Consider the following 25,205-nt stretch of genomic DNA (forward strand, 5'->3'; position numbering starts at 1 on the left):
GGAGGATCAGGAGCGCGGCGCAAACGAGTATCACGGCGTAGGCGGGCTGCTGAAGGTCTCCGACCTCCGGTTGCGTCGGCGTATCGCCGAGCGGTTTATCGCTGCTGCGCGCGACATTGGTATTCCCTTCAACGACGACTACAACGGTGTCAGCCAAGAGGGCGTTGGGTATTTCCAGCAAACGGCCTACAAAGGGCTGCGCTGGAGTACGGCCAAGGGATTTCTGAAGCCGGCGCGCAATCGTCCCAACCTCATCGTCGAAACTGGCGCGCAAACCACGCGCGTCCTGTTCGAAGGCAAGCGTGCCGTCGGGGTAGAGTACATCAGCGCCGGACAGGTGAGGCAGGCCCGCGCCAACGCGGAAGTCATCCTGAGCGCGGGCGCAATCGGTTCCCCGCAGATACTGCAACAGTCGGGGGTGGGCCCGATTGAGGTGTTGCGCAGCGCGGGCGTGGTTGTCCGCCACGCGTTACCTGGCGTCGGCGAGAACCTGCAGGATCACCTCCAGGTTCGACTCGTATTCAAGACGCGCGAGCGCACCCTCAACGACGAGGTGAACAACCCGATTCGCAAAGCTTGGATCGGTTTGCAATATGCGCTCTCGCGAACCGGTCCGTTAACGTTGGCCGCAAGCCAAGTTGCCATCTTTACTCGTTCGGGGCCGAACGTGGAGCGCCCAGACATTCAGTTCCACATGCAGCCGTTGAGTGCGGACAAGCCTGGCGACGGCGCGCACCCGTTTTCGGCTTTCACTTCGTCGGTCTGTCAGCTTCGTCCATACAGCCGGGGCAATGTCCAGATCCGCTCGAACAATCCATTGGAATATCCAGCTATCCAGCCGAAGTACCTGTCCGACGAGCGCGATCATCCCGTCGTAATCGGCGGCATTAAGGTTGCGCGCCGCATCGCTCAGGCACCTTCACTAGCGCCCTACATCGTCTCGGAGTATGTCCCGGGCGGCCAGTTCCAGACCGACGCCGAACTGCTCGATGTGGCCCGTCGCTACAGTCAGACCATTTACCACCCTACCGGTACCTGCAAGATGGGTATCGATGCTATGGCGGTGGTCGACGAGCGCCTAAGAGTGAGGGGGATCGGACATCTGCGCGTCGTCGACGCTTCGATCATGCCCGAGATCGTCTCCGGCAACACCAACGCCCCCGTCATCATGATCGCTGAGAAGGCGGCCGACATGATCCTCGCCGACCAAGCGCTTCTGTCCCGTGCCGTTGAGCTGGAGGAGATCCATTAGTTCGCTGCTTACGCAATTGTCGGAAAACATGTGGTGCATCAAATAAATATCTTGGAGACAGCAAAATGTTTACGCGCCTGACTGCTTTGTGTTCCCTATGTTTCATGTGCGTTATCGCCGCCGTAAGTTCCTCGTCGTACGCCGACGAGGCCAAGTGGCCGGATAAGCCCGTCACGATCGTTGTGCCTTGGCCGCCGGGAGGTGTGGCCGATTTCGTCGCCCGCGTCGTCAGCCAGAAGATTTCCGCAAGCCTCGGACAGTCGGTCATCGTCGAGAATCGCCCCGGCGCTGGTACGAACATCGGCTCCGACTATGTTGCAAAAGCGCGCCCCGACGGCTACACGCTGCTGCTCGGAAGCAGCAACAACGCGGTCAACAAGTTCCTGTTCCGCAACATGCCGTACGACCCGATCAAGAGCTTCACCCCGGTGTCGTTGCTGGTCTATGTCCCCAACGTACTTGTTGTGCATCCCTCCGTACCGGCTAAAACGGTCGGAGAACTGATCAGCTATGCAAAGCAGCATCCGGACGAATTGACCTACGCGTCAGCGGGTAATGGTAGTCCGGCACACTTGGCTGCGGAGAAATTCAAAACGATGGCCGGCGTGCGTATCCGCAACATTACCTACAAGGGGGCAGCTCCGGCGGTGACGGACGTCATGGCCGGACGCGTCTCCATGATGTTCACCAACCTGCCCGCATCGTTGAGTGCCATCCAGTCTGGCAAGCTACGTGCGGTTGGATTGGGCGGCACCACGCGCTCGCCGGTCGTGCCCAATGTTCCCACAATCGCCGAGTCCGGAGTGCCGGGCTACGAAGCCAGTGCTTGGTATGGGCTGATGGCCCCTGCCGGCACGCCCGCCAACGTCATCGAGAAGCTGCAGCAGGCACTCGCCTCTGCGCGTACCCCTGAGGCATTGGATGCATTGCGTCAGCGCGGCACCGACCCACGCATTTCGCCCCCGGAGGATTTGCAGAAGCAGTTGCAAACCGACCTCCAAGTCTACGGTCCGTTGATCAAGGCCGCTGGCATCACCCTTGAGTAAATTCATAAGCAGAGGAAACAAGCCATGCGTCGCCCCAATATTATTCTTCTGATGGCAGACCAACTGACCGTCTTTGCACTCGAGAACTATGGCAACCGGATCGTCAAAGCGCCCAATATCGCGGCACTGGGCGAAAACGGTGTGACTTTCGAGAATGCTTACTGCAACTTCCCGATCTGTGCACCGTCGCGCTACTCGATGCTGACGGGCCGGTTGCCGCACGCAATTGAAGCATTCGACAACGCCAGTGAATTACCTGCCGCACAGCCTACGCTGCTGCATTACCTGCGTAAGCTCGGGTACGGCACAGCGCTGAGCGGGAAGATGCATTTCGTCGGCCCGGACCAGTTGCACGGCTATTCTGAGCGCCTGAATACGGACATCTATCCTGCCGACTTTGCTTGGGTGCCAGACTGGAACGCCGGACCGCGCAATGCCCCCACGGGCATCAGCATGCGCGCCGTGGTGGAGTCAGGGTCGTGTCTTCGCAGTTTGCAGCTCGACTACGACGAGGAAACTGCCTTTCTCGCGAAGCAGAAGATATTCGATCTCGCGCGCGACACCAGTGACCGGCCGTTCTTCTTGACAGTCTCGTTCTCGCATCCACATTCACCCTACACAGCGTCAAAGGCGCACTGGGATCGTTACCGCCACGACGACATCGATATGCCGCGTACCGGCGCTATACCGCTCGAGGCGCTGGACGTCCACAGTCGCTGGCTTTACTACTCCCACGGGCGTGACCGCATCGAGGTCACGCCCGCTCACGTGCGCAACGCACGTCATGCCTACTATGGGATGGTGAGCTATGTCGATGACAAGGTTGGCGAGTTGATGGCTCTGCTCAAGGAGACGGACCTCCTCGACGATTCCATCGTTGTTTTCACAAGCGATCATGGTGAAATGCTTGGGGAGCGAGGCATGTGGTTCAAGCAGACGTTCTTCGAAAGCGCGGCGCGTGTGCCGCTGATCTTGAGCGGGCCTGGCATTCGCAAAGGACACAGGGTTGAGAAGAACGTGTCTCTGGTAGATCTGATGCCCACACTCCTGTCGCTCGCCAACGACGGAAAATTAGACGTGACCACGCCGCTCGACGGCGTAGACCTGTCGGACGTGGCGGGTGGTGCGAAAGCCCAGGACGGCGGTCGTGTCGTGTCCGAGTACAGTGACATGGGCGTATGTGCGCCGTGCCGGATGATTCGCGAAGGCAGCTTCAAGTACATATACGTGCACGGACATCCGCCCATGTTGTTCGACTTGTCAAAGGACCCTCTGGAACACGAGAACTTGAGCGGCCGTCCGGAAACGGCCGAGATCGAGCGCCACTTGCACGCCGCGCTGCTGAGTGACTGGGATCCTGACGCGATTAACCAGCGTGTTCTTGAAAGCCAGGCAGAGCGCGAACTGATCTGGACGGTCAGCAAAAACAATAGCCAGCGCGATAACTGGTCGCACGAAGTGCGCAAAGGCGACAAGCAGCGCTACGTGCGCGGTGGCGGCGATCAAGAGGGTACTGTCGCCGTCAAGGGGCGCGCACGTTTCCCGTACGTGCCCCCGGCCCCGCAATCGAGCCCACAGGATTTGGCGCATGCAGATGCGCCAACGTTGGCAGGCTAAAAGGCGGCGGTGCAGTCGACGGCGCGGCCCGTGCATCCACGATGGCATACACGGGTCGGGAGACAAAATATAGGAGGTAAGCGATGGATACCACATCACGCTTCAAAAAGGACCATTTTGGCGGCACTTTGATGACCCTGGTTGGGCTTGTCGCGCTGACGTCGGGCCTGCAATACCACACCGGCACATTGAGCCGCATGGGGCCGGGATTTTTCCCGGTCGCGATCGGCGCATTATTAGCCTTCGTTGGCATTCTGATAGCCGGCACGGCGAACGGCACAGCGGCTGAGGTGCCAGGAGAGGGCCACGGGCACGGACTTCCGGACTTGCGCGGCATCGCATGCATCATTCTTGGGGCACTGTCATTCCTGCTGCTCGGCACGTATGGCGGCCTCATTCCCGCGACCTTCTCGATCGTTTTCATCTCAGCGCTTGGTGATCGTACCAACACCGTCAAGCAAGCCGCGCTACTGGCGATGGCGATGTGCATCGTCGCTGCTGTTGTGTTCTCGTGGGCGCTGCAACTGCAGCTCCCGCTGTTCGCATGGGGGACTTGAGCATCATGGATTCCACCGCATTGCACAACCTCTGGTTTGGCTTCGGCGTTGCCCTCCAGGGCTCAAACCTACTCTGGTCGCTGTTCGGAGTGCTGGTCGGCAACCTGATCGGCGTGCTGCCGGGCATGGGCGCACTCTCGGCCATCTCCATTCTTATGCCGCTGACATACGCGATGCACCCTGTCCCGGCTATTCTGATGCTGGCGGGCATTTTCTACGGTTCGCAATACGGCGGCGCGATCGGGGCGATTCTCCTGAACCTTCCCTCGCATCCGCCCCACGCGGTCACCTGCTTGGACGGCTACCCGATGACCCGGGCAGGCAAGGGGGGCACGGCGCTAGGCATTACAATGATTTGCTCGTTTTTTGCTGCGTCGGTGGGCATCATCGTGATGATCTTTGCTTCCCCCCTGCTGACGGCGGTCGCATTCAAGTTCGGCCCGGCAGAGCTGTTCTCCATCATGTTGCTGGGCTTGCTGGCGGGCTCCACGATGTCGCGCGGATCGCCGTTGAAGGGGGTGGCCATGACCCTTTTCGGCATGCTGTGCGGAATCGTCGGCACTGACCCGAACAGCGGGACTTTCCGTTTCACGATGGGCATTCCGGAACTGAGTGATGGCCTTGAACTGGTGGCCATCGCCATGGGCCTGTTCGGCGTGGCGGACTTCCTGCTCAACGTAAACCGGATGCGCGTGGTGACTGCCAACGCGAAGCTGCGACTGCGGGATATGCGTCCGAGCTTGGCAGAACTCAAGACCGCATTCTGGCCAATGGTGCGGGGTACTGGCGTGGGCACATTGTTCGGCGCCATGCCGGGCACGGGACCGACCATCACGACCTTCATCGCATATGCGCTGGAGCGAAAGATATCAAGGACGCCAGACAAATTCGGAACGGGCATGATTGCGGGAGTTGCTGCGCCGGAGGCATCGGCCCACTCGAAGACGCAGGTAGATTTCGTGCCGACCATGAGCCTTGGTATTCCCGGAGACGCCGTCATGGCGCTTATCCTTGGGGCACTGCTGGTTCAGGGCATCACCCCGGGGCCGCAATTGATCAGCGACCATCCGGATATCTTCTGGGGCCTGATCGCCAGCTTCTGGATCGGTAACATTCTGCTGATGGTTCTGAACATTCCGCTCATCGGTGTGTGGGTAAAGCTGTTGCGCGTTCCATACCGGTATATGTTCCCGTCCGCCATGTTTTTCATCGTGGTGGGCGTATTCAGCACGCAAAACAGCCTATTCCAGGTGTGGGAGGTGCTTGCCTTCGGCGTCATTGGGGCGCTCCTCTCGTGGCTTCGGTTCTCGGTCGCGCCCATTCTGCTTGGCTTCGTTCTTGGCCCAATGGTGGAAGAGAACTTCCGGCGTGCGCTGTTGCTGTCGCGAGGGGACATGCGAGTGTTCGTGGAGCACCCGATCAGCGCCGCATTTGTCGCCGCATCGGCTTTCCTGTTGCTCGCTGTGATGTATTCGTCATGGCGTAATCGACAAGGGGCTGCGAAGATGAATGCGTTTCCCGAAAGCCAACGTAAGCAAAGTGAGCGCACTGCAAGCTGCAACTCAGAGTCGGGCGACATTTGACGCACTCCTCGCGAATGCGTTCGTCGTCTGCCTCAATACCGCCCGTTCGAAGGCTGTGGCCATCGGACGGGTGGTGCAACGCGTTGCGGCCGAGTTCTACCGTCTGCTCGACAAGTGGAACGGCCCTCTGAATCACCGGGCTCAGCCACACACGGTGAATAGTCGGTAAACGAGCAATCAAGATCCTCCCAGAGTGCCTCGGCAATTTGATGAAACCATGGTTGACGCCTTTTTGGGGGAGATTGGAGTTCAAGATATCGAAACAGTCATGTTGATATTTTTCCCCGGCTGATAGCATCGCATGGCGAGATATGCTGGCCGCTATGTTCGTTTTTCGAACGGGGAATATCGAGACGAAGCAGGCCTACGTGAGCAATCCAGTCCCGTTCGTCGCTCGTCTGCGCCGTAACTTCGCGCTGTCCCCACCCATCGAACGGTCATGCTCGATCCATGCCGACAGTCCTTCTGCTGTTTCACATCGATATCGAATCGATTACCTCAAAGTCACCGCATCCGGCCTCGACGGGAGAGTCCCGCGTGTGTGGCAAACTTCAACCGAACCATGAGTAACACAGATTTAAGCCACGCCGAAGACCGGCACAGGGCCGTATTGAAAGTCCTCAGTGGCATCGTCATCTGCATTTTTCTGGCTGCATTGGACCAGACCGTTGTCATTCCCGCGATCCCGGCCATCGCGCAGAATCTGCACAACCATCGAAATCTGTCGTGGATCCTGACGGCCTATTTATTGGCATCTACGGTCTCCGCACCTATCTATGGTCGTTTGTCCGATGTGCACGGGCGGCGTCGGCTGCTCGAAATTTCCCTGACCATCTTCATCGTTGCGTCGGTCGTCTGTGGGTTCGCAACCAGCATCTGGCAACTCGTTATTTTCCGTGCGCTGCAAGGCCTCGGCGGCGGTGGCTTGATGTCGTTGGCTCAGGCGGCCATTGCCGACGCGGTGTCGCCGCGTGAGCGCGGCCGTTATCAAGGCTATCTTGCCGGCGTGTGGGCTGTTGCATCGATTGCCGGCCCGCTCGTCGGCGGATACTTGGCGGATCACGCTTCGTGGAAGTGGCTGTTCTGGGTGAATCTGCCGTTGGGACTTATCGCCCTGACGCTCTGCCGCCGAGGGCTTCCCGCGAAGAATGTTGTCAGTGTTGGCGAGGCGAGATTCGATGCTCTTGGCAGTCTGCTGATGGTCATTTCAGTAAGTGCGTTGCTGCTGATTTTGACGCTCGGTGGAAACACCGTCGGTTGGATCTCGTCGAAGATGCTCGGCTTGATTTCGTTTGCCGTGCTCGGTCTGTGGCTGCTTTCGTTTCAGCAACGCCGCCGTGGCGATGGTCTGTTCCCGCCGCGGTTGTTCGACGACGCCAGTCTTGTGTCGTCGACGATCATTTCCACATTGTCGGCAGCGGGAGTGTTTGCGTCTCTCTTTGTTCTGCCCATCTTCTATCAGACGATTTTCCACGCTGACGCCACGGATTCAGGATTGCTCATGATCCCGTTTCTTGCCGCGAACGTGCTGGGCAACTATGTAACTGGCCGTTTGGCCAAGGCGATCGGGAGAATGAAGCCCGTTTTGATTGGCGGCCCCGTGCTGACGACCGTCGGATTCTGCACGTTGGCCATCGCCTTCGGCCATTTGGGGATCACGGTGAGCGTCGTCCTGACGGTGGTGGCAGGTGCGGGCCTGGGTTCCACCACGGTCGGTACCCTCATGGTCGTGCAGAACGCAGCAAAGCCAGGTGACATGGGGGCCGCAACAGGAACGCTGTTGTTGCTTCGCTCCATTGGCAGCATGCTCGGTGGCGCAGGCGTCGGGTCATACCTCGAATATCAGTTACATGCAAACACGGCGGGACAAGCGGTGAAAAGCCATGCTCCTCTCGAAAGCGCTGCAACGACGATGGCGCTCCCGCCGAGCACCTTCTGCGTTGCATTCGTCGGCATTGCAGTCTTGATGCTGACGGCATTTGTATTGAGCATGCGCGCACCCAACGCGATGCTTCGAGGAAAGACCGACAGCGCGGCTGCGGCGGACGTCGGACATTGACGATGTCGACCAGATCAAGCCTCCGTGCGGCGCTTGATCTGGTTGAACAGCATGATCGGGGCTGCGAGATCGAACTCACCCAAATGAAACGCAAAATATGGTCTGAGTCGCAGCGACCGGTGTGTCGAAGTGCGCTTGAAGTCGTTGCTGCGAGTTTATCCCGGCGCGATGTGGGTTGACACTCGCGCATTGATCTCTCTAAAGTGTATTGCGTTGTATTAATGCAACATAAGTCATGATTGTGCGTGCATTCGATCGAGACGAGTCAAGCGTGCTCATGATCGGGGTCACACCGATATTTGCGTGAGACGTCGACGCGCAGGCGCGTCGGTGACTGCCATGGCCCCCGGATACCGCGACGTAACGATCACGCATCCGGTGCGAGCGATGCGCATGGATCGTCGAAAAGGGTCTGAAGTTGCTTGGCGCCTTCGCGGAGCAACGGAAGCTGTGTGATGAGTCGATCGAGGCTCGACCTTGCGGATGCCGCGTGGCAGACCAATGCCATGCCGCAACGGCGTGAGCCGATCAGAACCGGTACTGCCACGCCAACCATGCCGACCACGAACTCTTCTGCATCGACACCGTAGCCGAGATCGCGAAGGCGGTTCAGTTCACTGTCCAACGCGCTGCGATTGGTGAGCGAGCGTGGCGTTGCCTGGACCAGAGGAATGCGATCCAGCAGCGCCGAGCGCTCGAGAAGGGACATCTGCGACAGAAAGAGCTTGCCGCCGGCAGTGCAATGCAATGGGTGGCGGGATCCGAGATCGAGGTGCATACGCAGTGGCTCAGCCGTTTCAACGCGCTCCAGATACAGCACCCTGTCGCCGTCCAGCGCTGAAACGTTACATGTCTCTCCGAGTTTATCGACGATGCTCCTCAGCACCGCGCGGCATAGGCGCCGGAACGAATTGTTGTTCAGCGTTGACAGTGCAAGGCTTGTAGAGCGTGGGCCTGGTATTAACCCGCGCTCATTCGGCATGCGCGTCAGAAAGCGCTCGCCAACGAGCATATCGACCAGACGCGCCGCGCTCGCCTTGGGAATCTCGAGTCGCATGGCGATCTGCGCAATGGTTGCGGGCTCGCCCGAAATGGAGATTCGTTCGAGCATCCGCAGCACCCGAAGCAGCTTGTGATCGGATGAGTTTGCGTTGAATTCGGGAGTGCTCGGCGGAGTCGACGTCATCGTTTTTTGGGTCGAAAATTTGGATTCTGACTCAAATTCTCGGTTAAAGGTTGGAATGCCTTGAGCGATCGAATTTGGCTGTTTATCAAGATACTAAGGCACGCGAATCTGACTCGCAATGCCATCGAAGGACACAGGAAAGTCCTCGAACAAGTGGAGACAAGCAGCAATGAAAGAGTTCGACTATGTCATCGTCGGCGCGGGTTCTGCAGGGTGTGTACTGGCGAATCGTCTTAGCGAAAATGGCCGCTATTCCGTGTGTTTGCTGGAGGCAGGCCCCGAGGACAAGTACCCATGGATTCACATTCCCATCGGCTATGCGAAGACGATGCAGCATACCGACTACAACTGGCGCTTCTATACCGAGCCGGAGCCGAATCTCGACAATCGCCAGATTTATCAGCCGCGCGGGCGTACCTTGGGCGGCTCCAGCTCCATCAACGGTTTGATCTACATTCGCGGCCAACAGCGCGACTATGACGAGTGGGCGTCTCTCGGCAATCGCGGCTGGAGCTGGAAGGATTGCCTGCCGTACTTCCGGAAGCTTGAAACCAACGATCTCGGGGCGTCGGAAACACGCGGCGGGGAAGGTCCCATGCATGCCACCAGCATCCCGCCCAACAACAAGCTGGTGGATGCCTTTATCGCCGCGTCCGAATCACTTGGCGTGCCGCGCGTGAACGACTTCAACAGCGGTCCGCAGGAGGGCGTGGGGTACTTTCAGCTCAGCACGCACAAGGGCTTTCGCTGCTCGACGGCGGTGGCGTATCTCAAGCCTATCCGTCATCGCAAGAACTTGAACGTGGAGACCGGCGCACAGGCGACGTTGATTCTGTTCGAGGGCAAACGCGCAATTGGCGTCCGCTACCAAAAGCTCGGCACGTTGCATGACATCCGCGCCAAACGTGAAGTGCTGCTTTGCGCTGGTGCCATTCAGTCGCCGCAACTGTTGCAACTCTCTGGCGTGGGCCCGAGCAAATTGCTCAGTCAATATGGCATCAAGCCGGTTCACGTGTCGGAAGGTGTGGGCGAAAACCTGCAGGATCACCTTCAGGTTCGTCTGATGTACGAAGTGAGCGAGCCTATCACGACCAATGACGCCATGCGTACGTGGTGGGGCAAGGCGGGGATGGGCCTCAAATGGATGCTGAATCGCTCGGGTCCGCTCGCGGTTGGCATCAACATGGGCGGCATGTTCTGTCGTGCCCTTCCGAACGAGAATCCGACGCCGGACATTCAGTTCCATTTCGCGACGCTTTCCGCAGAAAACACGGCAGGCCAGGTGCACGAGTTCCCTGGTTGCACGTATTCAATCTGCCAGCTTCGTCCCGAATCTCGCGGTCACGTGCGCATCAAGTCGCTCGACGCAATGCAAGCCCCGGCGATTCAGCCCAACTATCTCTCCACTGAAACGGACCGCCGAACCACAGTGGCCGGTGTGAAGTACGCCCGCCGCGTCGCATCGGCTGCGCCGATGTCCCGCTACATGAAACTGGAATATCGGCCGGGTCCCGATGTCCGTACGGACGACGAGATTCTGCAGTTCTGTCGCGAATACGCCACGACGATTTTCCACCCGTCCGGCACGACCAAGATGGGCCCGGACAGTGATCCGATGGCCGTGGTCGACGCGCAGTTGAATGTGCGCGGCGTCGAAGGCATTCGCGTTGTGGACTGCTCCATCATGCCGACGCTGGTTTCCGGGAATACGAATATTCCGACCGTCATGATTGCCGAGAAGGCAGCAGACATGATCCTCGTCGCCGCAGGGCGTCAGGAGACGGGCGGCGAAATTCGCATCAATAGCACGGCCCAAACGAACAAGGAGGCGCACATCGAACTGGTAGCAGCAAGTTGCGGTATCAACCGATAAAGATTTAGAAGCCCGATACGGCGCATGCAGTGCGCCAGTCGAGTTCTCGACGCAGCACGTAAAGGCTGCGCGAATCATCCAAGAGGATTGGAGACACTATGAACAACAATGCAAAAGCCATGCGTCGTGTGGCCACGGCGAGCGTTATTGGTGCAGTCATCGAGTGGTACGACTTTTTCCTGTACGGCGTAGTCGCAAGTCTGGTGTTGAATAAGCTGTACTTCCCGACCGGTGATGATGCTACGTCGACCATGCTGGCATATGCGACGTTCGCGGTAGGCTTCGTCGCGCGGCCGCTTGGGGGAATTGTATTCGGTCACTTCGGCGACAAGGTCGGCCGAAAGAGCATGCTGGTCATCACGCTGATGATCATGGGGGTATCGACCGTAGCCATTGGCCTCATTCCCACCTATGCCCAGATTGGCTATTGGGCTCCCGGCTTACTCCTGTTGTTCCGGATCATCCAGGGGATCGGTCTTGGCGGTGAGTGGGGCGGTGCCGTCCTGATGGCTTACGAGTATGCGCCGCACGAGCGACGCGGCTTCTACGCGAGCCTTCCGCAGATTGGCTTGTCTGTTGGCGTGTTGCTGTCGGCGGGCATTATCGCCTTGCTGTCGGCCGCGCTCACCGATGCACAATTCATGGCATGGGGATGGCGTCTCGCGTTCGGTCTTTCCTTCATCTTCGTCCTGTTCGGCATGTGGATCCGTCTGAGGGTGATGGAAACGCCCGAATTCGCGAAGATCAAGGCAGAAGGTGGTGAGGCGAAAGTCCCCTTCGTGGATATGCTCAAGCGCTTTCCGGGCAACATCGTACTCGGCCTCGGTGCTCGCCATATCGATGGGGTGTTCTTCAACATCTTCAGCGTGTTCGCGATCAGCTATCTGACCGGTCACATTGGCATGTCCCGTGGCGATGCGCTCGTCGGCGTGGGCATAGGTGCGCTCGTTCTGACCGTCTTCATCCCGATTTTCGGTGCGCTTTCCGATCGCGTCGGCCGCCCAAGCCTGTATGCGGTTGCGGCAATAATCACGGCGGCGTCGGTGTACCCGGCATTCTGGATCTTCACCCATATGGCGAAGCACACCTGGATGATCTGGGCTGCGATTGCTATTCCCTACGGTGTTTTCTACGCCGCTGTCTACGGCACTGTCGCCGTATTCCTGTGTGAACTCTTCGACGCACGTGTTCGCTATACCGGCATCTCCTTCGTCTACCAGTTCTCGAGCATCACTGCGGGCGGCATCACGCCGATCATCGCCACTGTTCTGGTCACGATGAACGGCGGTAGCCCCTGGTATGTCTGTGCTTACGTGGCGGTGTCCGGTGTGCTGTCGTCGGTGTGCGCCGTCGCCATCAAGCGGCGCGGTCTTCAGGATGGTATTGCGACGCGCAAGCCATCGCGTGAAATGTCGAACCGCGCACGACTCTCGAAGTCGTCCTACTGAAAGAAAAAGAGGTAAATCATGAACAAAGAGTACGCGCAGTATTCGGTAAGCGCGAACGACATTCTGGATCGTCTGCACAAGTGCGGCGTCAAGCATGTCGTCACCGTGCCCGACATGCTGCAGATCGCGCTACATCAGGCGCTGGAAGCCCCCGATGTTGGCATTCAGGTGACGAATACGGCGACGGAAGATCAGGCGGTCGAAGTGGCGGCGGGCTTGTATGCGGGCGGCCAGAACGCCGTCCTGTTGATGCAGAACCAAGGCTTCTATGCGTGCATTAACAGCGTTCGAGCGCTTGGCCTGGATTCGTCAATCCCGCTTTGCTTCCTTGTGGGGCAGTTCGGTCGCGAGTTTTCCAATCTGGGGCAATCGCCGTTGGCGTCGAAACGCCTGATGGTCCGGATGCTTGAGCCGTTGCTCGACACGCTCGACATTCCGTACTGGCGGCTTGAGTCGTCGAAGGACGCCGACGGGTTGGTGAGCGCATGGAACGCGTCACGACAGCGCAGCGGTCCTGCGGTGGCAATTGCCGGCCACTTCCTCGGCTGGTCCGAGGTCGGCGCTGAAAGCGTCAACGCCATGTCAACACTGGAGGCTTGAGATGACGATGTCACCGAATTTCGCATGCCAGGCGATTACAGAAGCCGAACCCCATGCCGTCTACGTCACCACCATGGGCGCCATGAACGTTATGGACAAGCTGGATGCCGGGGTACTGAGCGTCGCGTGCGTACCCTTGATGGGCGGAGCTGCGTCTCTGGGGCTCGGGATCGCGCTAGCTCGCAAGGATAAGCAGGTGGTGGTGCTCGATGGAGATGCCAGCTTGCTCATGGAGTTGGGCGGATTGGTGACCGTCGCTCAGGCGCGACCGCACAACTTCGTGCACTTCGTCCTGAACAACGGCGTGCAGTTCGCCGGACTGGGAAATCTTGATACACCGGGCTGCACGTCGACAGACTTTGCTGGTCTGGCCCACGCCGCCGGCTATCGGTCGACATTTCGTGTCGGGTCGGCCGATGAGTTCAAAGCCCGTCTGGCCGACATTCTCGATGCGCCGGCGCCGACTTTCGTCGAACTGGCGGTCGATAGCGCCGCGCCCACACTGGGAGAAGCATTCCCTGCAATCGAGATGACCGACGCGCGTTTTACCCGCATGGGTGACGAACTGCGTGTCATACGCGAAGCCCTGGCTGGCTAACCTGTGAAGCGCCATGGATGCCCCTGAGTGATCGGGGGCATTTTTTTGTCCGGAATCCCCTCAGAACAATGAACGCACTGGAACTTACCTCGGAAACGAGCTACGCGGATACGCGTCTGCTGATCGACGGCAAATGGATTGAAGGCAATGAGCGCAAACGAATTGCGGTCATCAACCCGGCGAATCTGAAACGCATTGGCTATGTTGCGAAAGCCAGCCAGAAGGATCTTGAACGAGCCGCCCTCGCTGCGGAAAAAGGATGGAAGGTTTGGGCGGCGACGCCCGCTGTAGAGCGGGCATCGATCATGCGCCGCGCGGCAGCGCTGCTGCGTGAGCGGGTCAAGTCGATTGCCGTGACGATGACGATGGAGCAGGGCAAACCATTGGCCGAAGCCGAGATCGAGGTAGCGTCTGCAGCAAGCATCGTGGAGTGGTTTGCCGACGAGAGCATGCGGATCTACGGACGAATCATCCCGGCCCGGGTGCCGCACACGCAGGTGCAGGCCAGGAAGTTTCCGGTCGGTCCGGTGGCGGCCTTCACACCGTGGAACTTCCCGATCAACCAAGTGGTGCGCAAGCTCAGCGCGGCGCTGGCGAGCGGCTGTTCGTTTCTGCTGAAAGCGCCTGAGGAGACGCCGGCGTCGCCGGCGGCCCTGATCCAGACGTTTGTCGACGCAGGCATACCTGCGGGCGTCGTCGGCCTGGTCTTTGGCGATCCAGCAGAGGTGTCCAGTTTCTTGATCAGCCATCCGTCCATTCAGAAGATCACCTTCACAGGATCCACGCAGGTGGGCAAACAACTGGCGAGCCTCGCGGGCGCGCACATGAAGCGATCCACGATGGAGCTTGGGGGACATGCTCCGGTGATCGTCGCCGAAGACGCCGATGTGGCCACGGCGGTCGCGAACACGATGGCTGGGAAATACCGGAATGCAGGTCAGGTCTGCATCGCGCCGACACGAATTTTGGTCCACCGCAGTCTGGTCGAGCAGTTCGTTGACGAATTTGCCGAGGCAACGCTCGACTTGAAAGTTGCCGATGGCTTGAGTCCCGGCACCACCATGGGGCCATTGGCCAACGAGCGTCGCGTGGTTGCGATGCAGGAGATGGTGCAGGACGCCGTGAACCGTGGCGGCGTTCTGCGCACAGGGGGACAACGGATGAGCGACGACGGCTTCTTCTTCGAGCCGACGGTCATTGCCGATGTACCACTGGATTCGCTGGTGTTCAATAGCGAGCCTTTCGGCCCGATCGCGGCCATTCGGTCGTTCGATCGACTGGAGGAAGCGATTGAAGAAGCCAACCGGCTGCCTTACGGGCTGGCCGCGTATGCCTTTACGTCGTCCATCTCTACAGTACAGGCGCTGTCGGATCACCTTCAGGCGGGCATGCTGTGGGTGAATCAATCAGCGACGCCGTTCCCGGAAATTCCGTTTGGTGGCGTCAAGGACTCCGGCTATGGATCCGAGGGCGGCATTGAGGCGCTGGAGCCGTATTTGACGACCAAGTCGGTCGTGGTGCGCTCCTGAACCGATAGACGCCGAGTCAGACATACGGTCGGCACGCCAGAAACCAGCGCGCCGACCGCAACGGCATGCTCAGGCCAGACGGAATGAACCTATCGCATCGTTGAGGTCAATGGCCTGTTCCTGCAGGGATTCCGCCGCCGCAGCGGCCTCTTTCACCAGCGCTGCATTCTGCTGCGTCATGTGCTCCATCTGCTTGACCGCTTCATTGACCTGCTCGATGGTCTGGCTTTGTTCGTCAGATGAGGCTGAGATTTGACGCATGATGGCATTCGCGCGATCGACGGAACTGACTATCTCAGTCATTGTTGAGCCGGCTTCGTTGACCAACTGCGCACCTTTCGAGACACGCTCCACGGAGTCGTGAATGAGATATTTGATCTCCTTGGCTGCATTGGCCGAGCGTTGCGCCAGTGCACGCACCTCGCTGGCAACCACGGCAAAACCTCTTCCTTGCTCGGCGGCACGAGCCGCCTCGACGGCGGCATTCAGGGCCATGATGTTTGTCTGTGGATTTGCCCCCGTACCACCGGACACGGTCTCGTACTTGAGTTGATGAACCAGTCCTTCGTCGAAACTCGCGTGGCGAGCAATATGTGAGTGCGCTGTGGGGGTGATGCTCGTTGTAATACTTGAATGCGACGGCCAGATTGCGCACGGTCGTCACGGCATCGGGCTTGGGCATAAAGGCCGCGTAATCGCGTTTCATCGTCTTCACGAAGCTTTCCGCCATGCGGTTACTTTGCAGGCTGCCGGCCGGCGTCGTCAAAGGCTTCAGGTCGATGCCGGTAGCGAAGGCGCGCGCCTGTGCAACGCTGCCTCGTCTGCGTAGTCTCGCAAGGCATCGCGCGGCTTATGCATCGCTGCTTCAAGCTCATCAAAACGCCATGAATCAGTTATGGCCAACGTGAGTGTCGTTGGTTTTGCTGTGGCCTTGCGTCGTATGGGGCGTCAAACATTTCGGTATCGCTCAAGTAGAGCATTACCAGTGCTTCTCCAGAACGCCCGGGCATCGAGTTTTCGTGGACTTCGTAGTTTTCGGCTTCGTCATTCGTGAACCAAGCATCTGCCGACTGTTTTCCCGAGCACTGCGTCGACTTGACGCCATTCACTATGTCGTAAGCAAAACTGTCCGTGTCGAGGGTTTTCGCCAGTTGCCAACGGCGAGGGATATGGTGTGCAGATGCTCGCCATCGAAGGCCCTGGCGGCCATAGGAGGCGACGATGACCGGCAATGAATCAACCTCGGCCATTCGGATAATGGCTGCTGCGAGGCTGATTTCGAACGACTGGGCAACTTCCCCAACGTGCTTGAACGTGGGAATTTTCGCGCCCGCTCGGATGGCAGGATCGAAAAGGTAGCGCGGCATCAGGAGATGGGCAGCGTAGCTATCGGCTTGCTTTTCCAGCTCGTAGCTCGACGAAAGATTCTCGCTTTGGTCGTCGGCGCGGCACCGGAACGATTGTCCTCGGTGCAAAATCCAGTGCCCCAGCTCGTGCGCAATGGAAAAGCGCTCCCGTCCGCGAATTCCCGACGGGCGGATGGTGGCAATCGCCTGATTTCCCAATCCGACTAGGGTCGCTTCGCAGCCATCGAGCTGTTCATAACGAACATCCATTCCTGCATCAAACGCAATAGCTTCAACGTCAAGCTCGGCCGGGGACGAAATGCCAAATTCAGAAACGAGTGCTTCGGCTCGCTGTCCTGGCGTCATTCGTCTTCTCCTTGCTGGTCTCGGAGCTGCCGAAGCTGAGTGTAGAGTCGCCGAGCATCTGCCTCCGACATATCGCTGAGTTGACGCGCGGCAAGCGTTACACGGCCATCGTTTGCCGCATCCTGAAGATACGCCATCACCTCATCCAGTGAGGCCGACGACGGTGGGGCCGCCGTTTGACCCTGACTATTTCTACGGGCCTTGGCGGCGGCAAGGCGTCTTCGTCCAGCTTCACGGTTAGCTGCCTCGAGAATTTCGCTTGCTCGTTGCTTTACGACATCGATTTCTTGGCCAGCCAAGATTTCGTCGTCCGGGATTTCCATTAACTCGTAGAGATACGACTCAAGAAAGCGCGACGAGAATTGGGGCTTGCGCGGTGCGCTCATCCTTTCCTCCTTTCGTCTTCCATCATTTCCAGCTTCCTGGTCAGCCGCTTGCGAGCAGCTTCATATTGATGCATGTCCATTCTTAATGCTTCGGCTGCCTCTTGGCCACGCCTGCCTGCCGCCCATTCCCACGCCACCAATGCTGCCTCCATATCGTCAGCAAGCAACTCTTCGAGTCGAGCGACTTGTTCTGCGTCGGAAGCCGCAATTTCAGGGGTTAGAGTGTCCACCGGCTCAACGTAAGCCACCAGTACTTCCGATTCATCCATGACGTCGCGGCTTGCTACGACAGTGTCGCCATTGATTGGTCCGTTTGCTTCACGCTTGCGGGCGTTGCTGGCCATGCTATCCAGGACCGACGCAATCGCCGGGACTGCCGCGTATCCCCGATGCCACACGCGCTCACCACCCAAAAGCTTCGCACACGCTTCTTGCAACAAATCCTCGTGCGAAGCGCTGCCGATTCCCGAAAACGCCTGTCGTGCGAACAACATCACGCGGCGCCAATCGGCTGGCGACATTGCCTCCAACGCCTGCTTCACCTCCGCCGAGCTCAGTCGGTCGTCAGTATCGAGGCTTTCTCTCATGGCTCTCGAACCCTCGTAATGGCAAAGACTCTCCGGGCGTGTTCTGCGGACGCCGTCGAAGAAATATTTTTACAACGTCCGCGCCGTGTTTCTGGAGAGTCTTACTAGGTACAGGCGGAGCATTGGTAGCTCAGCCTCTCCAGTATGCGAGGACATTCAGATGATAGTAGAACGCAAGACGCGAGACATCAATCGGTACCTGTCGCACATCCCTGACGGGCAGGAGTACTACCTTGGGGTGCAGTTGCTCCCGGAGCACACCCGTCGGCTGGAGGCACTTGGATTTTCCAGTCCGGCGGTAGTTGGTGAGCGGGTGCTGCCGCCGGCGCGCGGACCGGCGAGCCGGCGAAACGCAAATGGCTTCGATATCGTGCATCGGGACCAACCGATGGAGACGGCTTACCGCCAAATCAGCTGGACGTACTCGCAGTGGCATGGAAAGGAAAAGGTTGAAGTTACGCAGGTCACTGATGTTCCGTACAACCGTTACCCGCGCACCAGGGTCGCTCCGTATTCCATCGAGTTCGTGCTATCCACCGCCCCGCACGGCCGGCATTGCATCGTGACGGGTCCCTTCAGGCGCGTTGACACTGCAACGGTCGTGGCCACGAACACCGCAAACATGCTTGTCGAACAGTTGGGGGCGTTTGAGGTGCTCGACTCCTCAATGAGCCCGTCTGCAGATATTCCGGTGCGGCGGCTGAATTGGCGGCTTCTGCCGGCCGGGGAGAACCCGTGGGCAACTGCTTGGCCGGCCCTTGAAAACTTCATCCGCAAGGGGCGTGGCAAAAGCCGCCAAGTCATCGCTGCACGATTCGAAACGGTAGGCGAATTTAATCCGGAGTTTATCGCCGTAGGGTTGGGCGGATTTGGCGACTATGTTGTGTTCGGATTTCCGAGCAAAGGTATCTGCGTTTTGGAGAGCTGCTACACGAACAACGCTACTTACGTGCTCTCGCATGCGAACTGGGAGGCAATCTCACAGATGACGAAGGCTCAGATTCTGGAGGCGTCGGCGCATGAGATTCGTCTGATTCATGACCGGGCGTGGTTCGAGGCCATTGCCGAGGTCCTCAGTCGTTCGAATCCGAATGCGGCCTAGGCTTGAATCAGGTGGTTTTCGATGTGCTCGTTGCCCGGAGCTCAGCACCTCTGAGGTCCGGGTAATTGCTGTCGTTATCGCCGTAGGCCGCCCCGCAGCGATGAGTCTCACCCAACTGCTTGATGTTCATGCGTTCGACGGGCTGTTGTCAAAAAGTGAGATTTCCGTGCAAATCTCTAGGTTAAGGTGCTCGGTTAAGCGGGGGGAGGTCATACTAATGAAAATATTTTTCGGAACAAAGTGTTCGTAATTGTGGATTGCCCTCATTCAAATGAGGCGATTTATGCGCATAATGACTCCCATATGAGTTTGTCTGCATGATTTTCGGAACTTACGGTTCCATGAACTCCGTTGGGGTTGTGGAAATGAAGGTGGTGGAGCGTTTCGTTGCGGGGCAGACGTGGACTGCGCGGTCGAGGTCGCGCGTGAGGCGCAGCAGAGTTGGGGGGGGAGCGACGCGGCCACCCAGGCGACCATCGGTGATATTCGCGTCCCGCGATTTGCTCAATCGTCACATTGACGAGTCGGCGCTGCGGCTCTCGATGGAGCACGGCAAGACGGTTCCGGAAGCCGAGGGTGAGATCGCTCGCGGTATCGAAGTGGTGGAGCTCGTGTGCGGTGGGCGCTTTAACTCGCGATTGAAGCGGGTGACGAGCCACTGGCCGTCGGGTATCAAGGAAGGTACCGTCTTCAACGTCCACTCAGGACACGACACGCGCGACTGAGATCGCTATTCGCAGTACGCTTCAATATCCGGGAGGCCGCCGTGGGGCGGTCGGTTCAGGTTCCCGGACCATATAGTTAGTTGTAGACCTGTTCAGAGGGCTCTTGCCGGCGATGAGCATGGTTGCTGAGTTCCATCACTCGGAAGCGATGATGCGCCTTCAAGGGCTCCATCGCGTGCGCTGCAATCCCCGGATTTCGCAGACTTCGTGGCATCGAATCGTCGATCGGATTCTCGCCATGCCGGCGAGGCCTGTTACCGCCTGAGTACGAGACGTAAGTTTATGCGAGTGCTAGTCAAACTTCTGGAAATGCGGCTCTGGATCGCACGACGGCTGCGTCTGGGCGACGATCACACGATGCTCGTGTGGGCGGCGTTGTGCGGTGTGCTCGGTGCATTTGCCACGGTCCTCTTCAGAGAAGCCATTGCGGTCTCGCAGACGGCATTCGTCGGCCGGTCCGAATCGATTGTTGCCATGGCGAAGGCGCTGCCGTGGCACTGGCGCCTCGCTTTGCCTGCCGTTGGCGGATTGCTGGCCGGGTATGTGCTGATCTGGGCAAAGCGAATGCCCGCCCCGGCTGCCTCCGATTACATGGAGGCAGTGACCGTTGGTGACGGAAGACTGCCGATACGCCAAACCTTGTTGCGGAGTCTGTCCTCTCTGATCAGCATTGTTTCTGGTGGATCGATTGGTCGCGAAGGTTCGATGGTTCAGCTTGCGGCGCTGACCGCATCGACGATCAGTCGCGCGGTCGCACTCGATCCGGCTCGCCTGCGCGTACTTGTGGCCTGTGGTGCGGCCGCTGGGTTGACTAGTGCCTATAACGCTCCCATTGCCGGTGCTGTGTTCGTGACGGAAATCGTCATCGGCTCATTGGCGATGAACACGTTTGGTCCAGTACTGGTAGCGTCCGTTGTGGCCAACATCGTAATGCGCGAGCTGCCGGGTTATCACACGCCCTACGAGATTCCGGCCTTCCCGCCAATTTTTGGCCCCGAAATGCTGGGCTTTATCGGCCTTGGCATTGTTTGCGGCGTCATGGCGCCCGCCTTTCTGGCATATCTCGCAACGTCGAAACGCACGTTTGGGAGGTTGCAACTGCCACTACCCGCAAAGCTGGCAATCGGTGGTTTCGGCGTCGGCGCCATTTCCATCTGGATGCCGCAGGTGTGGGGCAATGGATATAGCGTCGTGAATGGGCTTTTGCAGAACCCGGGCCCATGGACTTTCGTTCTACTCCTACTGATTTTCAAGATCGTCGCGACGGGGCTGACCACCGGGTCCGGCGCAGTGGGCGGCGTGTTTACGCCGACGCTGTTCGTTGGCGCCGCGCTAGGGCATCTCGTCGGCACGGCCATCCAGGCGTCTGCCCCGGGCTTCGCTACCCCTGCATTCGCCTACGTCATCGTGGGGATGGGCGCATTCCTGGCGGCAACCACGCAAGCCCCCTTCATGGCGATACTCATGCTGTTCGAAATGACGGCGAGCTACCAGGTCATTCTTCCACTGATGCTCGCATCTGTCGTCTCGTATGTGATCGCCCGTTCGCTCGCCGACGCATCCATGTACGAGGTCACCATCAAGCGTAACCTGGCGGCCAGGTCACGAACGGAAGTGCGCGACGGATGCATGCGTGCCATGATTCGGCCGGCCCAAACCGTATTGCCGCTCGATGCTGATTTTTCCATGATTACCCGCTTGTTTGCCGAATTCCCGGTGCGCTACGCGTACGTGGTCGATCCGCGGGGACGTTATCGCGGCGTGGTTCGTGTGCAAGATGTCGCGGATGCAATTTCCCGGCAGATTGACGGCACAATCCCACGTTCCCTGAGTGCGATGCAATTGCTCAAGTCCGATCAGATTCGCGCCGTGACGCCAGAGACGTCGCTTGGCAACGCTCTGGAGGTATTTGTCGAGCACAACGGGGAGCGGTTGCCGGTAGTCGATCACCGCGATGCTACGCTTTTGGGGGTCGTTTACAAGTCGTCGATTCTGGAAGCGTACGGGTCGCTCGGAAATGGCGATTAGCACGTCATCGCTTTTTTGAGCCGAAAAATTCGATTCAAGCTCAAATTCTTCGCGTTCAACGGAATTGTCTTGAACGCATGAAATTGGCTGTCTATCTAGATCCTAAGACACACGAATCCATGTCGCAATGCCATCGGGTGACTGTCTTAAGACCTCGAATATGTGGAGACAGACAACAATGAATGAGTTTGACTACGTGATCGTCGGCGCAGGTTCTGCGGGATGTGTACTAGCCAATCGACTTACCGAAAACGGGCGCTATTCCGTGTGTTTGCTGGAAGCGGGCCCGGAAGATCGGTACCCTTGGATTCACATACCGATCGGCTACGCGAAAACCATGCATCATGCCGTGTACAACTGGCGCTTCTATACCGAGCCCGAGCCCAACCTAGCCAATCGTCAGATATACCAACCGCGCGGTCGCACATTGGGTGGATCGAGTTCAATCAATGGACTGATGTATATCCGTGGACAGCAACGAGACTATGACGAGTGGGCGTCGCTTGGCAATCGTGGATGGGGGTGGAGCGATTGCCTACCGTATTTCCGAAAGTTAGAAACTAACGATCTGGGACCGTCTGACACGCGGGGCAGCGACGGCCCCATGCACGCGACCAGCATCCCTCCGGACAACCGACTGGTCGATGCTTTCATCGCGGCTGCCGAGACACTCGGCGTTCCCAAGGTTGAAGATTTCAACAGCGGCCCGCAAGAGGGCGTTGGGTACTATCAGCTGAGTACTCGCAACGGGTTTCGTTGTTCGACGGCTGTGGCTTATTTGAAGCCGGCGCGGCATCGCAAGAACCTTCATGTGGAGATCGATGCACAGGCCACGCTAATACTCTTCGAGAGAAAGCGTGCAGTCGGCATTCGCTATCTGAAGCGGGGCACGCTGCACGAAGTTCGTGCGAAGCGCGAAGTGTTGCTTTGCGCTGGCGCCATACAATCGCCGCAATTGCTCCAACTCTCCGGTGTTGGTCCGAGCCAGTTGCTCAACCGCTACGGCATCAAACCCGTGCATTTCGCTGAGGGTGTCGGGGAAAATTTGCAGGATCACCTGCAGGTTCGTCTTATGTACGAAGTGAGTGAACCCATTACGACTAACGACGCCATGCGTTCTTGGTGGGGCAAAGCGGGGATGGGGTTGCGCTGGGCCTTAAATCGTTCCGGGCCTCTGGCTGTTGGGATCAACATGGGCGGCATGTTTTGCCGCGCGCTGCCCGACGAAAATCCGACACCCGATATCCAATTCCACTTTGCGACACTATCCGCAGAGAGTACGGCCGGTGAGGTTCACGAATTCTCTGGCTGCACTTATTCGATCTGCCAATTGAGGCCGGAGTCACGTGGTCGTGTGCAGATCAAATCGCCGGATGCGATGCAGGCTCCCGCAATTCAGCCTAACTACCTTTCGACGGAAACGGACCGGCGCACCACGGTGTCGGGGGTGAAGTTTGCGCGTCGTGTCGCGTCGGCTGCGCCGATGTCGCGCTACATGAAAGTCGAATATCGCCCCGGTCCCGACGTGCAGACAGATGACGAGATTCTGCAGTTCTGTCGCGAGTATGCGACCACGATCTTTCATGCGGCTGGAACAGCAAAAATGGGAACTGACAACGACCCCATGGCCGTCGTCGACGCAACACTCAACGTGAGAGGCGTCGAAGGCATACGGGTGGTTGATTGCTCGATCATGCCGACTCTTGTCTCCGGGAATACGAATATCCCGACTGTGATGATCGCTGAGAAGGCCGCAGACATGATTCTTGCCGCCGCGCGGCGTAGCGACGCAGGCAGTGGCGTTCGTATCGATAGCAAGTCGAAGGCGAACAAGGAGGAGCGAGTCGAGTTGACAGTGGCGCAAGCAATGACTCGCTGAAAACTCAACAGTCTCAGACCACGCAACAATGCGTCGCTTAAGTCATCGACGCAGCATGCAGAGACTGCGCGGATCACCCAAGAGGTTTGGAGACATCAAGAAGAGCAATGCGAAGGCCATGCGGCGCGTAACCATGGCGAACGTTATCGATGCCGCTCCACTTAACTTATCTGGCTGCCCGAATTTTCGCGACCGCCTCTCTTCCGGGGCAGATGTGGTCAATCGATGTGACGGTGAGGCGGCACGCTCATAGATACGACGGTATATTTTTGATGTGACCGCACTCGCTGGACGGCTGTTGCCGAATATTTATTCGGCCGGGCGAGGGGGCGGTGTCCGTTTAACAGCAGAAATAGTGCTCAAAGATCTGCATAGATCACCGTGCGATTGCCGCGATAGTTCAACGGCCATCCAGCACTGCTTGCTCAATTTGAAGAAAGTGAATGCTTCTCGAGGTGGACCGGCCAGCCTTTCGTAGACATCTTCGAGCCACAATTTAAGGCAACCGAGGAGGTCAGTATGAGCGGCAAGCGTTACACAGATGAAGTTCGAGAAACCGGATGTGGTGCCGCAGGCTGAGCTGAATCAGTACGCGGAGATTCGGCGACCGAAAGCCTAACTCGAGCGCGTGACCGAGGAGCGCCACACTCTAAAAAAGCCGCCGCGTACTTTGCAAAGGGGTAACGGCAAGTTACCTGCGTCGCGAAGCGCCCGCCACGCAGTAAGGCCGGCTCGAGTACTTCCGGATGATTAGTGGCTGAAATGTAGGCGACATCCGGTATCCGCCCGCCGGTGCCATCTAGCGTGGCTAGGATCCGATTGGTGAGGGCGACGACGTTCGAGTCGCACCTATCAGCAAGAACTGAGTCGGCTTCGTCGATAAACACGATTGCCAGGCGCTGATCGATCGCCTTGCGCACGAGCTTTTCCCATTCATCGGGACGGGAAATCAGGGCGGTGCCGGTGGTCGACAGGAACAGCCGGTCTGAAGCCTTCGTAAACGACCTCGCTGTCATGGTCTCGCCGGTGCCGGGGAGCCTCAGACGAGGATCCGCCGCGGCAGGGTGCCACCGAGCTGGCTGAAGTCGTAGGTGATGCGAAGCCGATCTCCGAGACTCATCAACATCCCACGAGAAGCTTCAAGCCTAAATACATGCGGTTGAAGCGCGCTGCGCTGACCCTGGATGATGCGCATATGCGCCCGCGAGCGAAATGCCAGCTAATTGCCAGCATGCGCCTTGAAAGCCTTATGAAATAAGGATTGTGCGGGGGGCGAGTGCCCGGTACAGGAGGCGTCTGATTTTCCACAGGCATTTAGCCAGCGACTATAGCGATTGGCTTGGGGCTCGTTCGATGAGGCGCGGTCAATATTTTATCGCCACAGGGTTGTTAAAAAAATAACCCCACGCCCCCACCCAAAACAAAATAAAAAATTTTA

20 protein-coding genes and 2 pseudogenes are annotated in these 25,205 nt (G+C 58.4%); 15 read left to right on the plus strand and 7 right to left on the minus strand.

Annotated features, from left to right (window positions below; genetic code table 11):
- The 6 genes from ACE3UG_RS02785 to ACE3UG_RS02810 all read left to right on the plus strand — a co-directional run.
- Positions 1 to 1,252 (plus strand): GMC family oxidoreductase (locus tag ACE3UG_RS02785; RefSeq protein ID WP_374619330.1); only part of this gene is annotated, 1,252 nt, incomplete at its 5' end.
- Between the two features lie 65 nt (positions 1,253 to 1,317).
- On the plus strand, positions 1,318 to 2,298 hold the full coding sequence (locus tag ACE3UG_RS02790; protein WP_374619333.1) for a tripartite tricarboxylate transporter substrate binding protein: 981 nt from the start codon (positions 1,318 to 1,320) through the stop codon (positions 2,296 to 2,298).
- 24 nt (positions 2,299 to 2,322) lie between these two features.
- A complete protein-coding gene (betC, locus tag ACE3UG_RS02795; RefSeq protein WP_374619335.1) occupies positions 2,323 to 3,915 on the plus strand; it encodes a choline-sulfatase in 1,593 nt (530 codons plus the stop codon).
- Between the two features lie 83 nt (positions 3,916 to 3,998).
- Complete coding sequence (locus tag ACE3UG_RS02800) at positions 3,999 to 4,472, plus strand: tripartite tricarboxylate transporter TctB family protein (RefSeq protein ID WP_374619338.1); 474 nt, start codon at positions 3,999 to 4,001, stop codon at positions 4,470 to 4,472.
- A 5-nt stretch (positions 4,473 to 4,477) separates the two neighbouring features.
- Positions 4,478 to 6,055 (plus strand): tripartite tricarboxylate transporter permease, encoded by a 1,578-nt coding sequence (locus ACE3UG_RS02805; protein ID WP_374619340.1) that lies wholly within the window; start codon positions 4,478 to 4,480, stop codon positions 6,053 to 6,055.
- 541 nt (positions 6,056 to 6,596) lie between these two features.
- Positions 6,597 to 8,114, plus strand: a complete 1,518-nt coding sequence (locus tag ACE3UG_RS02810; RefSeq protein WP_374619342.1) for an MDR family MFS transporter — start codon at positions 6,597 to 6,599, stop codon at positions 8,112 to 8,114.
- 367 nt (positions 8,115 to 8,481) lie between these two features.
- On the opposite strand, the gene ACE3UG_RS02815 is transcribed toward ACE3UG_RS02810, so the two are convergent.
- On the minus strand, positions 8,482 to 9,300 hold the full coding sequence (locus ACE3UG_RS02815; protein ID WP_374619345.1) for an IclR family transcriptional regulator: 819 nt from the start codon (positions 9,298 to 9,300) through the stop codon (positions 8,482 to 8,484).
- A gap of 169 nt (positions 9,301 to 9,469) precedes the next feature.
- On the opposite strand from ACE3UG_RS02815, the gene ACE3UG_RS02820 reads away from it, so the two are divergent.
- The 5 genes from ACE3UG_RS02820 to ACE3UG_RS02840 all read left to right on the plus strand — a co-directional run bounded on the left by ACE3UG_RS02820 (position 9,470) and on the right by ACE3UG_RS02840 (position 15,348).
- Positions 9,470 to 11,173: a GMC family oxidoreductase gene (locus tag ACE3UG_RS02820; protein WP_374619348.1), complete on the plus strand. Its 1,704-nt coding sequence runs from the start codon at positions 9,470 to 9,472 to the stop codon at positions 11,171 to 11,173.
- Between the two features lie 119 nt (positions 11,174 to 11,292).
- Positions 11,293 to 12,621 carry an MFS transporter gene (locus ACE3UG_RS02825; RefSeq protein ID WP_374619930.1) on the plus strand — a complete coding sequence of 443 codons (1,329 nt, stop codon included), beginning with the start codon at positions 11,293 to 11,295 and terminating at the stop codon, positions 12,619 to 12,621.
- 18 nt (positions 12,622 to 12,639) lie between these two features.
- Positions 12,640 to 13,221: a thiamine pyrophosphate-binding protein gene (locus ACE3UG_RS02830; protein ID WP_374619352.1), complete on the plus strand. Its 582-nt coding sequence runs from the start codon at positions 12,640 to 12,642 to the stop codon at positions 13,219 to 13,221.
- A gap of 1 nt (position 13,222) precedes the next feature.
- Positions 13,223 to 13,819, plus strand: coding sequence for a thiamine pyrophosphate-dependent enzyme (locus ACE3UG_RS02835; protein ID WP_374619355.1), 597 nt, complete (start codon positions 13,223 to 13,225; stop codon positions 13,817 to 13,819).
- A 68-nt stretch (positions 13,820 to 13,887) separates the two neighbouring features.
- Positions 13,888 to 15,348 (plus strand): NAD-dependent succinate-semialdehyde dehydrogenase, encoded by a 1,461-nt coding sequence (locus ACE3UG_RS02840; protein ID WP_374619358.1) that lies wholly within the window; start codon positions 13,888 to 13,890, stop codon positions 15,346 to 15,348.
- 69 nt (positions 15,349 to 15,417) lie between these two features.
- On the opposite strand, the pseudogene ACE3UG_RS02845 reads toward ACE3UG_RS02840, so the two are convergent.
- From ACE3UG_RS02845 to ACE3UG_RS02865, 5 genes and pseudogenes are all read right to left on the minus strand, one after another.
- A pseudogene (locus ACE3UG_RS02845) lies at positions 15,418 to 15,855 on the minus strand (methyl-accepting chemotaxis protein); the annotation flags it as partial.
- 34 nt (positions 15,856 to 15,889) lie between these two features.
- A pseudogene (locus ACE3UG_RS02850) lies at positions 15,890 to 16,153 on the minus strand (integrase core domain-containing protein); the annotation flags it as partial.
- Between the two features lie 88 nt (positions 16,154 to 16,241).
- A complete protein-coding gene (locus ACE3UG_RS02855) occupies positions 16,242 to 17,060 on the minus strand; it encodes an ImmA/IrrE family metallo-endopeptidase (RefSeq protein ID WP_374619361.1) in 819 nt (272 codons plus the stop codon).
- Entirely contained in the window at positions 17,057 to 17,446 is a 390-nt protein-coding gene (locus ACE3UG_RS02860) for a hypothetical protein (RefSeq protein WP_374619364.1), read from the minus strand. Before ACE3UG_RS02860 ends, ACE3UG_RS02855 begins: the two co-directional genes overlap by 4 nt.
- Positions 17,443 to 18,033, minus strand: coding sequence for a hypothetical protein (locus ACE3UG_RS02865; RefSeq protein WP_374619367.1), 591 nt, complete (start codon positions 18,031 to 18,033; stop codon positions 17,443 to 17,445). Before ACE3UG_RS02865 ends, ACE3UG_RS02860 begins: the two co-directional genes overlap by 4 nt.
- A 160-nt stretch (positions 18,034 to 18,193) precedes the next feature.
- Here ACE3UG_RS02865 and ACE3UG_RS02870 point away from each other — a divergent pair, with 160 nt between their 5' ends.
- The 4 genes from ACE3UG_RS02870 (at position 18,194) to ACE3UG_RS02885 (ending at position 23,767) form a co-directional block, all read left to right on the plus strand.
- Positions 18,194 to 19,135: a hypothetical protein gene (locus ACE3UG_RS02870; protein ID WP_374619369.1), complete on the plus strand. Its 942-nt coding sequence runs from the start codon at positions 18,194 to 18,196 to the stop codon at positions 19,133 to 19,135.
- Positions 19,136 to 19,614: 479 nt separating this feature from the next.
- Positions 19,615 to 19,860: a hypothetical protein gene (locus ACE3UG_RS02875; RefSeq protein WP_374619372.1), complete on the plus strand. Its 246-nt coding sequence runs from the start codon at positions 19,615 to 19,617 to the stop codon at positions 19,858 to 19,860.
- A 288-nt stretch (positions 19,861 to 20,148) separates the two neighbouring features.
- Positions 20,149 to 21,888, plus strand: coding sequence for a ClcB-like voltage-gated chloride channel protein (locus ACE3UG_RS02880; protein ID WP_374619933.1), 1,740 nt, complete (start codon positions 20,149 to 20,151; stop codon positions 21,886 to 21,888).
- 178 nt (positions 21,889 to 22,066) lie between these two features.
- Positions 22,067 to 23,767, plus strand: a complete 1,701-nt coding sequence (locus ACE3UG_RS02885; RefSeq protein ID WP_374619374.1) for a GMC family oxidoreductase — start codon at positions 22,067 to 22,069, stop codon at positions 23,765 to 23,767.
- 533 nt (positions 23,768 to 24,300) lie between these two features.
- On the opposite strand, the gene ACE3UG_RS02890 is transcribed toward ACE3UG_RS02885, so the two are convergent.
- Positions 24,301 to 24,810 carry an AAA family ATPase gene (locus ACE3UG_RS02890; RefSeq protein WP_374619935.1) on the minus strand — a complete coding sequence of 170 codons (510 nt, stop codon included), beginning with the start codon at positions 24,808 to 24,810 and terminating at the stop codon, positions 24,301 to 24,303.
- Positions 24,811 to 25,205 lie beyond the last annotated feature (395 nt).

The organism is Pandoraea sp. (assembly GCF_041919235.1).
Lineage (GTDB): Bacteria > Pseudomonadota > Gammaproteobacteria > Burkholderiales > Burkholderiaceae > Pandoraea.

What these genes read in the sequence shown, in the direction of transcription:
- ACE3UG_RS02790 (WP_374619333.1), top strand. Translation starts at nt 1,318, where the DNA reads ATGTTTACGCGCCTGACTGCTTTGTGTTCCCTATGTTTCATGTGCGTT.
- betC (WP_374619335.1), top strand. Translation starts at nt 2,323, where the DNA reads ATGCGTCGCCCCAATATTATTCTTCTGATGGCAGACCAACTGACCGTC.
- ACE3UG_RS02800 (WP_374619338.1), top strand. Translation starts at nt 3,999, where the DNA reads ATGGATACCACATCACGCTTCAAAAAGGACCATTTTGGCGGCACTTTG.
- ACE3UG_RS02805 (WP_374619340.1), top strand. Translation starts at nt 4,478, where the DNA reads ATGGATTCCACCGCATTGCACAACCTCTGGTTTGGCTTCGGCGTTGCC.
- ACE3UG_RS02815 (WP_374619345.1), bottom strand. Translation starts at nt 9,300, where the DNA reads ATGACGTCGACTCCGCCGAGCACTCCCGAATTCAACGCAAACTCATCC.
- ACE3UG_RS02820 (WP_374619348.1), top strand. Translation starts at nt 9,470, where the DNA reads ATGAAAGAGTTCGACTATGTCATCGTCGGCGCGGGTTCTGCAGGGTGT.
- ACE3UG_RS02825 (WP_374619930.1), top strand. Translation starts at nt 11,293, where the DNA reads ATGCGTCGTGTGGCCACGGCGAGCGTTATTGGTGCAGTCATCGAGTGG.
- ACE3UG_RS02830 (WP_374619352.1), top strand. Translation starts at nt 12,640, where the DNA reads ATGAACAAAGAGTACGCGCAGTATTCGGTAAGCGCGAACGACATTCTG.
- ACE3UG_RS02835 (WP_374619355.1), top strand. Translation starts at nt 13,223, where the DNA reads ATGACGATGTCACCGAATTTCGCATGCCAGGCGATTACAGAAGCCGAA.
- ACE3UG_RS02840 (WP_374619358.1), top strand. Translation starts at nt 13,888, where the DNA reads ATGAACGCACTGGAACTTACCTCGGAAACGAGCTACGCGGATACGCGT.
- ACE3UG_RS02855 (WP_374619361.1), bottom strand. Translation starts at nt 17,060, where the DNA reads ATGACGCCAGGACAGCGAGCCGAAGCACTCGTTTCTGAATTTGGCATT.
- ACE3UG_RS02860 (WP_374619364.1), bottom strand. Translation starts at nt 17,446, where the DNA reads ATGAGCGCACCGCGCAAGCCCCAATTCTCGTCGCGCTTTCTTGAGTCG.
- ACE3UG_RS02865 (WP_374619367.1), bottom strand. Translation starts at nt 18,033, where the DNA reads ATGAGAGAAAGCCTCGATACTGACGACCGACTGAGCTCGGCGGAGGTG.
- ACE3UG_RS02870 (WP_374619369.1), top strand. Translation starts at nt 18,194, where the DNA reads ATGATAGTAGAACGCAAGACGCGAGACATCAATCGGTACCTGTCGCAC.
- ACE3UG_RS02885 (WP_374619374.1), top strand. Translation starts at nt 22,067, where the DNA reads ATGAATGAGTTTGACTACGTGATCGTCGGCGCAGGTTCTGCGGGATGT.